The organism is Micromonospora sp. NPDC005206 (assembly GCF_040608175.1).
Classification (GTDB): Bacteria; Actinomycetota; Actinomycetes; order Mycobacteriales; family Micromonosporaceae; genus Micromonospora.
In genome coordinates this window covers 1-12397 of the sequence record NZ_JBEXHU010000052.1, presented here as the reverse complement: position 1 = coordinate 12397, position 12397 = coordinate 1, and the positions used below count along the sequence as shown (strand labels likewise).

At 69.0% G+C, this 12397-nt stretch carries 8 protein-coding genes; 5 read left to right on the top strand and 3 right to left on the bottom strand.

What is annotated here, in order from left to right; translation table 11 throughout:
* Window positions 1–738: 738 nt before the first annotated feature.
* Window positions 739–4068, top strand: coding sequence for a S8 family serine peptidase (locus ABZU69_RS36245; protein WP_354968757.1), 3330 nt, complete (start codon window positions 739–741; stop codon window positions 4066–4068).
* Between the two features lie 150 nt (window positions 4069–4218).
* On the top strand, window positions 4219–7227 hold the full coding sequence (locus ABZU69_RS36240) for an AAA family ATPase (protein ID WP_354968756.1): 3009 nt from the start codon (window positions 4219–4221) through the stop codon (window positions 7225–7227).
* A gap of 707 nt (window positions 7228–7934) precedes the next feature.
* On the opposite strand, the gene ABZU69_RS36235 is transcribed toward ABZU69_RS36240, so the two are convergent.
* On the bottom strand, window positions 7935–8411 hold the full coding sequence (locus ABZU69_RS36235) for a hypothetical protein (RefSeq protein WP_354968755.1): 477 nt from the start codon (window positions 8409–8411) through the stop codon (window positions 7935–7937).
* A gap of 3 nt (window positions 8412–8414) precedes the next feature.
* On the bottom strand, window positions 8415–8615 hold the full coding sequence (locus tag ABZU69_RS36230) for a rhodanese-like domain-containing protein (protein WP_354968754.1): 201 nt from the start codon (window positions 8613–8615) through the stop codon (window positions 8415–8417).
* Window positions 8616–8846: 231 nt separating this feature from the next.
* Here ABZU69_RS36230 and ABZU69_RS36225 point away from each other — a divergent pair, with 231 nt between their 5' ends.
* Window positions 8847–8990, top strand: coding sequence for a hypothetical protein (locus tag ABZU69_RS36225; protein WP_354968753.1), 144 nt, complete (start codon window positions 8847–8849; stop codon window positions 8988–8990).
* A 38-nt stretch (window positions 8991–9028) separates the two neighbouring features.
* Complete coding sequence (locus ABZU69_RS36220; protein ID WP_354968752.1) at window positions 9029–10057, top strand: site-specific integrase; 1029 nt, start codon at window positions 9029–9031, stop codon at window positions 10055–10057.
* A 782-nt stretch (window positions 10058–10839) separates the two neighbouring features.
* Here the strand turns inward: ABZU69_RS36220 and ABZU69_RS36215 are convergent.
* Window positions 10840–11394 carry a hypothetical protein gene (locus tag ABZU69_RS36215; RefSeq protein ID WP_354968751.1) on the bottom strand — a complete coding sequence of 185 codons (555 nt, stop codon included), beginning with the start codon at window positions 11392–11394 and terminating at the stop codon, window positions 10840–10842.
* 435 nt (window positions 11395–11829) lie between these two features.
* Here ABZU69_RS36215 and ABZU69_RS36210 point away from each other — a divergent pair.
* Window positions 11830–12397: IS5 family transposase (locus ABZU69_RS36210; protein ID WP_354968750.1), on the top strand; the 568-nt coding region annotated here is incomplete at its 3' end.

The following is a 12397-nucleotide window of genomic DNA, read 5'->3' as shown; positions in this document are numbered from 1 at the left end:
ATGAGCCGGCGCCTCACCCACGAAGCGACGCCATCCTGGCGTGACGATCAACCCGAAGCGGACACACCGACGCCGACCTGATCAAGATGCCCTCTAACCGCCCTGCGTTTCCTGCGACCCCACCAGCGAAATCACCGTTCACGATCGGTTCCGGTCCGGTACCTGGATCGATCTCCATCTGGCCCCCTTCGGCCGCGACGGCTCATCGCCTGAGGGCTGGGCATCAGAGCCCAGGATCCACGTGCGCCAGGCGGGGCTGACGAACCGAGCGGAGGCCGAACTGGATGTGTTACCCGTCTGTGGAGCAGCCCTCGAGAATGACCCTCGCGGGGTCATGACTACGGTTCCGACAACGCTGCACACTCCTGCCATGACCGATTCCGATCCCGTGGAGCCCGATGTCCGTGGCGCACGGTCCTCCCGCGGATCGACTCAACCTCCCAGCGACCGCACGTCGTTGCCGCTTGGTGCCGCTGGCGGTGGCACATGCGAGTCATCCGACAATGCAGGCTCGGATGAGTCTTCTTCGGACGACGGATGGCGTCCGGTGTGAGCGGCGGGGTCGTGGCGGGACCGACCGGCGAGGGCACCACCGCGGCGCATGACGGTTCGGCCTCGCCCAACGCCCCGCCACCTCCACGAGGGTGACACGTCATTCATCCACTTCTTGACCCACATCAGCTCTGAGCAAGCGCCGCCTCCTGGGAGTCGGCCCCTGCCTGAACCTCCGGAGACCACATGTCACGCACGTTGCGGGAGGTCACGGCGATCGTCGCCGCCACCGCTCTCGCCTGCACGCTCAACTCAGGAGTTGCGGCCGCAGTTCAGCCGACCTCCCCGGACACCTCTACCTCAAAGCTGACGTCGTTGGCGGGAAAGGAGGTGGTACTGGTCACCGGCGACACGGTTCGAGTCGACGCAGTTGGCCGGGTACTCGGATTCCAGCCCGCGAAGGATCGGGAGTCGATCCCGGTGATCATGACCGAGCTCAAGGGGCACTCGTACGTGCTGCCGAGCGATGTCGGCGCGCTCATCTCGGAGGGCAAGCTTGACCAGCGGCTCTTCGACGTCACCGAGCTGAGCAACCCCGCCTACGAGAAGATGACGGGCAGCGGTGTGCCCGTCATCGTCCAGTACGCGCAGAGCGGGGCCGCCGCCAGGTCGCAGGCACCCGCGGCGCGCGCCGCGGTCCGCGGGACCACTGGCGCGGCCATGCGTGCCGAGCTGAAGTCCGTGCACGCGGACGCGCTAACCGTGGGCAAGGGCGCCGCCGCCTCGGCATGGGCGAAGCTCACCAGGGCTTCGACCGCGGGCCGGACCCTCGCGCCGGGCGTCGCGCGGATCCGGCTCGACGGCCTCGCCCACGCGACGCTCGACCAGAGCGTGACGCAGATCGGCGCCCCGACGGCCTGGGAGGCAGGCTACGACGGCGAGGGCGTGCAGGTCGCCGTGCTCGACACCGGCATCGCCACGACGCACGCGGACCTGACAACCCAGGTCGTGGCCGCGAAGAACTTCACCGACTCGGCCGACGAGCAGGATCACTACGGTCACGGCACGCACGTCTCCTCGACCGTCGCCGGCACCGGTGCCGCCTCCGACGGCAAGTACCGGGGTGTCGCGCCGGGCGCCCAGTTGATCAACGGCAAGGTGATGAATGACGACGGGTTCGGCGTCGACTCCTGGATCGTGGCCGGCATGGAGTGGGCCGTCGAGCAGGGCGCCGACATCGTCAACATGTCCCTCGGCGAAGCCGACCAGCCCGGCGTCAGTCCCTTGGAGGAGGCCGTGGACCGGCTCTCCGACCAGGCGCTGTTCGTGATCGCGGCCGGCAACGACGGCCCGATCGACGGCACCCTGGGATCCCCCGCGAGCGTCGAGGACGCGCTAAGCGTCGGCGCCGTCGACCGCACGGGCGCGCTCGCGGAGTTCTCCTCGCGCGGTCCTCGGACCGGGGACAGCGGTCTCAAGCCGGACATCACCGGACCTGGCGTCGGCATCGTGGCGGCCGGGGCAGCGGGCAGCCGCATCGACCGCTACAGCCCGCACCCCGCTCCTGGCTACATCCCGATGTCAGGTACGTCGATGGCGGCCCCGCACGTCGCCGGTGCCGCAGCGATCCTGCGCCAGGAGCACCCGGACTGGACCCCCGCGCAGATCAAGTCGGCCCTGGTCGGCTCGGCCACGCCGGGCCCGTACACGCCCATGGAGGGCGGGAGCGGCATCGTCGACCTGGCCGGTGCGATCGCACAGGACGTGATTGCCGAGCAGTCCTCGCTCAGTTTCGGCGCCGCGCTGTGGCCGCACGACGACGACGCGCCCCTGACGAAGACGCTGACGTACCGTAACCTCGGCACCGAGCCGGCGACGCTGGACCTCGCCGTCGAGGGCACCGGCCCGGACGGCGCGTCCGCCCCCGCCGGCTTCTTCACTTTCTCGGCGACTCAGGTCACCGTCCCGGCCGGTGGTATCGCGTCAGTGGACGTCACCGCCGACACCCGCCTCGGCGGTGACCTTCTCGGCGTCTACGACCTGGCGATCACAGCGACCGGTGATGGCACGACCGTGCGCACGGTCGGTGCGGTGAACCGCGAGGAACAGATGCACGAGCTGACGTTCAAGGCGACCGCCCGTGACGGCTCGGTACCCGTGAAGGACAAGTGGTACGGATGGGTGTACGACTTCGACCGCGGCATCATGACGAAGGTCTCCGGCGATGCCGGTACGACGACGCTGCGCATGCACGCGGGCACCTACACGGTGCTCGGCGAGGTGCCACTCATCGAGCCCGCCACGTTGCGGTACATCGGTGACGACTGGGTGGCTGCTCCCGAGATGCGGCTGACCGAGGACACGACCATCGAGGTTGACGCGCGAACGACGCAGCCGATCGACATCAAGGCGCCGGACCCGGGTGCCGTGCTGAGAACGGCGTATGCCACGGTCACCGGCCCTGACGGGGTCAACCCCGTCAGCATGTACGTGCAGAAGTTCCCGCAGGGTTTCCGGACGCGTTGGGTCGGTCCGAAGCCCCCCGCGGGGACGGCGTACACGCATCTCATCGCCAACCTCGTGAACCCGACGACCGGCGTCGCCTACCACCTCACGGATCTGGCCGAGGGCTTCTACACCGGCCTCGACCTGCACCCGTCGATGGGGGAGCTCGCCCGGATCGACATCGATGCCGGCTCGAGCGCCCCGAACCGCTGGGGGGTGTTCTACTCCGCACCCTCCATCAAGGCTCCGGTACCCTCCGACGACCCTGACCTGCCGATGACGAACACGGTCTACCTGACGGGCAACCAGAGCTGGCAGCGGATGTTCGAGCAGCGCTTCGGCGCGGTCGAGGCCGCATACGCCCAGCCGTTCCGCTACTACAAGGCCGGTCACACCTACCGGGAGCACTGGAACGAACCCGTCTTCGGCCCGGCGCTCGTGGCGGACGCCGTCACCGGCGCTCCGGCTGGGTTGACGAGGGACGGCGACAGGCTCAGCGGCGCGATCAACCCGTTCGCCGACGGCGTTGGTCACGACGGCACGAGCCGGTACGACGCCGCGTCCTCGTCCACCGTCCTCTACCGCAACGGGCAGGAGTACGCGAGGGTGAACGACATCCTCGACGTCAACAGCTTCGACCTGCCGCCGGGTGAGGCCACCTACAAACTGGTCACCACAGCAGACCGGACGGCCACGGGCACCTTCGCCGTCAGTAAGAAGGTCGTCTGGACCGCGACGTTCACCTCGGCGCACACCAAGGCGCCCACCCCGATCCCAGTCGGCGTAGTGCGCTACGAGCCGAAGCTTCGCCCCGACGGTACCGCGGCGGCTGGGACCCGCGGCGAGGTGAAGGTCGACGTCCAGGGCTCGACTGACTCCTGGAAGCCAGCCTCGCTGAGGGTGTACGCCTCCTACGACCATGGCGCGACCTGGCGTCGCCTTGTGGTTGCCCACGGAGCGGTGAGCGTGGCGAACCCCGCGGCGGGCGGCAGTGTGTCGTTCAAGGCGGAGTTCCGCGATCGCAACAGAACCTTCAGCCAGACGATCTTGGATGCCTACACCACGTCGTAGCCCAGCAACATCGACCCGGCCCATCGGATGCCTTCGCGGCGTTCGGTGGGCCGGCTCGTGTGAGCGGGACATGTCGACCGACACCCGCGGTGTGCGTTTGGGTATGGTCCCGTTCACCGATGATCCACCGTGTTTGGAGGTAGGGACACCGTGGCCGTCAATGAGGAGGTCTGGCACGGATCTACCGAGCCGGGGCCGAAGCCCGGCCGTGACCGCGCCGGAGCTGACACAGCGGGGTCAGCTGGAGCCAAAACGGGGAACATCGCCGGCGGCAAGCGGGTGGTCGCGCCGTCGATGGTGGGCCGGGCCGAGGAGTCGGCCGCACTCACAACGGCGGTGTCGACGCCACCGGCGATCGTCGTCGTCGAGGGAGAGGCGGGGATCGGGAAGACCAGGCTGATCTCCGAGTTGCGGGTGCGATCCGACGCGGGGCGCGTGCTGGTGGGGTCGTGTCGGCGGATCCGGGAGCCGTTTCCGCTCGGCCCGGTGATGGAGGTGGTCAAGGACCTCGGTGCGGAGCTGCGGGGAATGGCGTTGTCGCCGGTAGCCGGTGCGTTGCGACCGCTGGTTCCGGAGGTGGCGGATCTCCTGCCGCCGCAGCCGCTGGCGCTCGATGATCGGGATGCGGAGCGGCATCGGGTGTTCCGTGCGCTCATGGAGGTGCTGGTCGGCCTCGGCCGCACGGTCCTGGTGCTGGAGGACCTTCATTGGGCCGACGACCACACTCTCGACTTCGTGAGCTACGTGGTCTCGGACCCGCCGCCGATGCTGTCAATGGTGGTGACCTACCGGGACGGTGAGGCGACCGCGCAGGTGCGGGCGGCGACAGCGAAGATGCCCGCATCGGTGACACGAACCCACGTTCATCTGACCGCGTTCGACGTCGCCCAGACCAAGGAGTTGACGGCGGCGGTCTTGGGCGCGGATGCAGTCTCCCAGGCGTTTGCGGCACATCTGTGTGAGCGGGCGTCGGGGTTGCCGTTTGCGATCGAGGAGCTGTTGGCGCTGCTGCAGACGCGCGGCACCCTCGTGCAGCACGACGGAGTATGGGAACGCAAGGACATCGATCAACTGGAGGTGCCGTCCGGCATCCGCGATCCGGTGCTGGAGCGAGTCAGCCGGCTCTCCGACGACGCCAGGGCGATGGTGGAGGCCGCGGCGGTCCTGCAGTTGCCGGCGACGTGGGGGGTGCTGATGGGGACCTGCCGCACGCTGCACGATGACGCGGGGCTTGCCCTGGAGGAGGTGCTGGAGTCGCGACTGCTGGTCGACCATGCCGGCTCCGTCGCGTTCCGGCACGCGCTCGCGGCGCAGGCAGTCTACGAAGACATCGCCTCCCCGCGCAGGCAGGATCTGCACAGCCGCGCCGCAGACGCCCTCAGCGGCCTTTCCTCGCGCCCTCGGGGACAGGTCACGCACCATCTGCGGTACGCGGGCCGTCTGGCTGAGTTGGCCGAGGCCGCCGAACTGGACGCCGACCAGGCCGGCCGGCTCGGTCATCACGACGAGGCGATGCGGCTGCTGCAGGACCTGCTCCGTGAAGAGTGGCTCGAGCCCGAGCAGCGGGGCCGCGTGGCGGTCAAGTTCGGCTCAGCTGCGATCAGAACCATGCGCCCCGTCGACGAGACGGTCGAACTGCTGTCCCAGGTGTCGGTAGACGGATTGTCTCCGGAGACACGGGGAGAGTTGAACCTCATCCGAGCAGTTGCGCTCGCGCATGCAGGGGCCGACGCCACGCTTCAACGCGCCCAGTTCATCCGCGCACTCCCGGATCTCACCAACGCGATCTCGATCGCGCAGGCGATGGTCGGGCTAGCAGCCCCGATCGCACCTGGTGTTCCCCTGGCCGAGCACAAGCGATGGCTGCGCAGGCTCGTGGAGATCGTCCCCTCGATCGATGGCAGGGCCTGGCAGGTGGCGCTGTTGGGCAAGGTCGCCATGGTGCAGGTCGCCGTGGGGGATGCCCAGTGGCGGGCCATGACCGTGCGAATCCGCCAGCAGACCGGTGACACCCCCCGGCACTTTGCGGAGGTCAATGCATTCCACTCCGTGGCGCAGAACGCCTACTACGCCGGACACCATAACGTCGCAGACCAGCTGCTTGCCATCGCGCTCGAGGGAGCCATTGACGGTGAGAACCGACACCGAGAGCTTCTGGTCCGCGCCACCCGGTCGCTCCTCGACCATGGCGTCGGTTACTGGGCCGACCTGGACGAGCGGATTTCGGTCCTCATCAACCACTTCGATCGGGACGCCTTCGAAAGGCGTGAACTCGACCTCGTCGCGGGCTGTCTGGCCGCCGCAAGAGGAGATGTCGGCAGCGCCAACCAGGCACTCCGAAAACTGGTGAAGCGGCTTGAGAAGGCTGGGGCGTTCGACTTGATCCCACTCGCCGCGAATGCGCTCATCCGCCTGGCGCTGGGCTGTGGCGACGCCGCTCGTGCCGCATCCGAGTCCCGCCGACTGGCAGACACGCTGAAGCCTGTGCCGTTCGAGGTCTCTGCGTTGCGTGCGCTTCCGGCCATGTGCGCGGCAATGACGGCCGACCAGCAGCCTGGCCAGGCGCAGGAACTCCTTGCGCACTGGAGCCGCCGGAGTCGAGGCCTCGACGCACCCTACGCGGCGGCCGCGGTGCCGCATGCCCGCGGCTTCATTGCCGGCGCGACCGGTTCGCCGTTCGCTGCAGCGCGTCACTTCTTCGCTGCCGCCGAGGGATACGACCGCCTCAGTTGCCCCTATGAGGCAGCGCAAGCGCGCGAGGAGGCGGGCACGTGGCTGCTGAAGACCGACGCTCCGACAGCGCGGACGCAGGGCGAGGAGACCCTGCACTCGGCGATGACCAGCTACCAACGCCTCGGAGCCACCTGGGACCTGGCGCGAACAACCCGCACGGCGCGCGCACACGGCGTGCGGGTGCCCACGGCATTTCGCGGTGGTCGCCGCGGGTATGGCAACAAGTTGTCGCCCCAGGAGCTCAAGGTCGCGGAGATGGCCGCCGGCGGGAAGACCAACAAGGAGATCGCAGCTGGCCTCTTCCTTTCCGTCAACACGGTCAAGCGCCATCTCGCCGCTGGGATGCGCAAGCTCGACGTGCATTCGCGCCAGGCGATCGCCGACCGACTGACCGGACCAACAAAGGATCGTGTCAGCGAGAAGTGACCAGGCGCGGTACACCACGGCGGCGAGGACGACGGTGCCGGCCGCGGTGGTGGCCACCTCGGCGGTCAGCAACCGACGCGGCAGTGCTGGCGCGGTGAGCAAAGACCTAATGCTCCTGCCGCCCGAGAGCTCAGCGCAGAGGGCTTGAGCTGCCGAGCTGACAAGCGAGCACCAGCGGGCGATCGCCGGTCCCTCCCAGATCCGCCGAGCGGCAATGGTGGAGCTCGACGGGCAAGGGCTGACCGACGCCAAAATCGCCGAGCGGACGGGGGTGACCTGGCAGCGGGTCGGACATCTCCTCGCCACACCACGAAGATCAAATGAGCGAGGCGCGGGCGGGGGAGAGGCCGGCGGGCCGGCCGGCCCGCCGGGCGTGATCGTGGTGGCCACCGCGACGCGGCTCTGCGCGCAGCTGCGCTACGGCGGCTGCAGCTCGACGAGATCCGGGGCGCGGCGCGGATCCTGGCACCCTTCGACGCCCCTCCGGACCCCTCCCAGTGCCGCGCATAATTCCGACTATTCCCAGGCACGCTTGTCCGCTGCCCGGCCGAACTCGTCCCTGTTCGTGCTTGCGGGAGCCCTGTGAAACCCGAATACGGTGGACGCATGATCTGGATCGATGGTCACGAGTACGGCACCGCCGCCGAGATTTGCCCAACGGCTCGGCCCCGACGTCACCGCCGCCCGGGTACGCGATTGGGCACGCCTCAGGTGCTGCTGTCGTCAACCGCTTGTTGGTCTTCGGTGAAGAACAGCCCGACCAGGGTGCCGTCCTGGCGGGTGACGACGACGCGGGTCACGTTCGCGTGGTGCATGCGGTGGGTCAGGTCGGCGACCTGTTCGCTGGGCCTGACCGTGGAGACGCCGAAGTGCAGCAGCCGGTCGACCGGAGCGTCGGCGGGGGCTGCTTCGAGCTGTTCGCGGTGGAGTGTGCCGAGCACGACGCTGGCGGCGTTCAGCACAAGGACCGGGCCGAACCCGAACGTGTCGAGTTGCTCGAGCGCCTGCGCGGTGGAGGCTTCGCCCGGCACGGTGGGGACGTGCCGGCGGGTGACCTGCCCAACGAGCTGGGCCTCACCGTGGAAGGGCAGGTCGGCGGCGAGCCAATCGGCCTTCCCGGCCGCGTAGTCGTACACCGGGTCGAATCCGGCAGCTTCGAGCCGCCACGCGGCCCGCGGGCTCATGTCTCAAGCCGTGTCGTGGCAATAGACGATCACCGGGCGGGAGCGGTCCAGCTGGTCGGTGCGGGGGTCGAGCTCCTTCAACGGCAGGTTGGCCGTGCCGGGGAGGTGCGCCCAGCGGTACTCATCGGCCGGGAGGACTTCGACAAGCTGGGCGCCGGCGTCGACGAGCTGGCGAACCTGCTGCCGGGTGATCTCGGACGGCATGGTCTCTGTCCTTCCGCCGACGCTTTCGTCTCTATACATTCTGCGCCGCAAACTGCACCGCCCGCGCCGGCCGTGAACACTCCTCACCTTCGCATCGTGGGGGAGAGGTCGCCCGGTCGGGGCGAAGATCCGCGACAACGAATGCGGCACGCCGGGAACCGGGCGGACCGGTGCAAGGATCGGGGTGTGGACGACCCGGAGGCGTAGCGCGAGCCGGCCGGGCCGCCGGGCGTGATCGTCTTCGAGGCGGCTACCGCCAGACGGGTCGGTGCGCAGCTGCGGTACGGCGGCGGACCGCATCTTGACGAAATTCGGTACGCGGTGTATCGCCTGACGCTCGCCGCCGACGACGCGACACGCCGGCCCTCCACCTGACCCCGCTCCGTCGTTCATTCACGATAACGTTCCTTCTCGTGAATGAGATTGAGGCCCGGGGGAGCGCCGACCCAACCACCTTCATCGATCCAAACGAGCAGCTGTCGGAAGCGGCGCGGCGGCGCATCCGCGAGTCGGTGCCCGCGTCGACGCGGCGGGCCTACGCCGGGGACTGGCGCCGCTTCACCCACTGGTGCGACGACCACCAACGATCACACCTGCCGGCCACCGCGGCGACCCTGGCCGAGTACGTCTCGCACCTCGCCGACGAAGGCAAGGCAGCGTCCACGATCGAGCGCGCCATGGCGGCCATCACCGTCGCCCACGCCGCCGCCGACCTCCCGCCGCCCCACACCCGGCCGGCGCGCGCGGTGCTGCGCCGGCACCGCACCGAACTCGCCGAGGCCGGCCGAGGCGTGCGCAAGGCCAAAGCGGTCACCGTCACCGCGCTGCGGGCGATGGTCGACACCCTCGATAGGACCACCCTTGCCGGAGTGCGCGACCGGGCCCTGATCGTCGTCGGCTTCGCCCTTGGCGCCCGCCGCAGCGAACTCGCCGCACTGAACATCGCCGACCTCACCTTCACCAGCGAGGGCCTGCACGTCACCATCCGCCGCTCCAAGACCGACAAGGAGTCCGTGGGCCGCAGCACCGCCCTGCCCTACACCTCTCGACCAGCCACCTGCCCCGTACGCACCATGCAGGCATGGCTCGACGCCCTCGCCGCCCACGACCAAACATCCGGACCGGTGTTCCGGCGCATAGACCGCTACGGCACCCTCGGGCGCACCCCCCACGGCCACGGCGATACCACCGGCCGCATCACCGGCCAAGCCGTCGCCATCATCGTGCGCCGCACCGCACTACGCGCCGGCCTCGACACCGCCAGCGCCTTCACCGGCCACTCCCTGCGCCGCGGATTCGCCACCGAAACCCACCGCAGCGGCAAGAACCCCCTCCGCATCGCCCGCCACGGCGGATGGAAAGACGGCTCCGCCACCCTCGCTGGCTACATCGAAGACGCCGACCAGTGGCAAGACAACGCCCTCACCGACGTCGGCCTCTGACCCGTCGCACCGCACTGGTCTCGACCTTGCGCACCGCCGACGACACGAACTGCGGGAACAACCAGCAGGGCCAAGACAGCAGCTCCCACAGGCACCAGCACTACTGCCCGCTCATCACCGCGGTCAAGTCCGGCGCTAGACACGGCGCGTCACACACTCGATCCCGCGGGTTGTCGGGGCCCTGCTCTAGCGTCCCATCCCATCCATGACCGATACACTGCATGCGCTCGCTCCGCGAGCGCATGCTCGACGAATCCGAGCCGCTTCCCGGGCTGCTGCGTAAGTGCCTTCTCCTCGGCGCCGAGACCGGTTCCGAGGCGCTGCGACTGGGCGCACAAGGAACTCAACGGCTACGCGTCGGAGGCTGACGCCAAGGATGCCGTGCAGGAGACGATGTACAAGGCCGACCGGCGGTGGGGGACCATCAACAACCCCGAGGCGTCGGCACGGGTGACCGCATCCCGCGCGTAAGCCGCGCGCGTCGGCACGCTAGATACGATTCCGGTCGACGACATCGCGGAGCACACCCCGCACCGCGCGTGCAGCCGAATCGTCACGCCGCCACGGAAGGTGCAGGGGGCAGGGCCGGACGCAGCCTCGGCGGCCCAACTTAATGAGAAGACTCGAGAGATGGCCCAAGTTATTGAGAATGGCCCAGGTCAAGTGAGAAACGACAGCTCGCTCAGGACGAGAGCTGATACCGCCGCTGACCACGCGCCAGTCGCAGATTCGATAATGCACATTATGTAAAGTAGTGCGATCTGGCGACCCCCTGCCGTAGGTCAGTCGCGCGTCAGTCCTGGCGGAAGCGCGTCCTCGTCGGGTCGCACGAGGCGGGCGTTGACCAACGGATTGCGCTGCAGGCCCGCAAGCACAACGGTACTGCCGCCGATGTCGGTCCAGGTGTCGTCCCAGAGGGCGGAGACGAGCCAGGAGTGATCCGCCGGGAAGAACAGGTCGGGCAGCGGCCCGTCGCCGCGCATGTGGCCGGTCCGCCAAGTAAGGGCCTGTTCGGGTCCGGCTTCGACCAGCACGTAGGACCACCCCCAGTAGATGGACACCTTCGGAGCGCCCGGGAAGACGAGGTCGTGGGCGCCGGTGTCGAGAAAGCCCAGCCACCAGGGCTGGTCCGGGGTGCACGCCGCCAGCTCGTTGACGACGGCGTGCTCGTGGGCGTCGAGACTGACGTTCGCGGGCGGGTGGAAGGTGGCGTACGCGTCGAACACCGGTGGGATCGCGGTGGTGACAGACAGGCCGCCGGGTGTGGTGTGGCCGGCGAGCCAGGCGACGTCGCTGGCCGTGCCGATCCGCCAGCTCCGCCCGTCCTTGACGCCCATGGGGTCCGTCCAGGACGGTGCGTCACCCGCATCGCGGCTTGCGGCTACAGCGGTTGGTGATGCCCATGGAGCCCACCCGGGTCGGTCGGTCACCCGCCACTCGTGTCCCTCGGGGCAGACCCAGTCTGTTGGACCGTCAGGCTCCTTGTACACGATCGGCATGCCGGGTCGACCACAGTCTGGGCAGGTGGCGACCGGCAACGTCATGCCGCGAACGATACGTGCTCCTCGATCAGCGCCAACCGTTCTCGCACCGGTCCGGCCGGCACGTCAACCACCCGGTGCCCGTGCTCCTCGTACACCTCCTAGGCCGTGTTTCATAGCGGGGGCTGGCGGTCGACCTTGATCAGGGTTGTGGCGTGTCGGTGATCGATACGCAGTGAGGTCTCCGGTAGATGGTTCAGCGACCAAGCAGAACCTGAAACCGGAGACCTCGTGGCCACCATACCGGTGACGAGGCGGCACGACCTGACCGACGCTCAGTGGGCGGCGCTTGTGCCGCTGCTGCCCAGGGGTAAGAGGCCGGGTCGGCCGCCGAAGTGGAGTAAACGGCAGCTCATTGATGGGATCCGGTGGCGGGTGCGGGTGGGCTCGCCATGGCGGGACGTGCCGCAGTGCTACGGACCTTGGCAGACGGTCTACGGACTGTTCCGTCGCTGGCAACGCGCCGGGGTGTGGCAGCGGATCGTCGCCGGGCTGCAAACCCGCGCCGACGCGGCCGGTCTGATCGGCTGGGATGTCAGCGTCGACTCGACCATCGCGCGGGCGCATCAGCACGCCGCAGGCGCCCGCACCCAACCCGAGCGGCAGAAGGAACCACCCGGCGGAGTCGAGGACGAGCCCGCTGATCACGCATTGGGCCGGTCGCGGGGCGGCTGGACCACGAAGGTGCACCTGGCCTGCGAGCAGGGCCGCAAACCCCTGGCGATGCTGGTGACCGGCGGGCAGCGCGGCGACAGCCCGCAGTTCAGCCGGGTCCTGGCCTGCATCCGGGTCCCCCGGC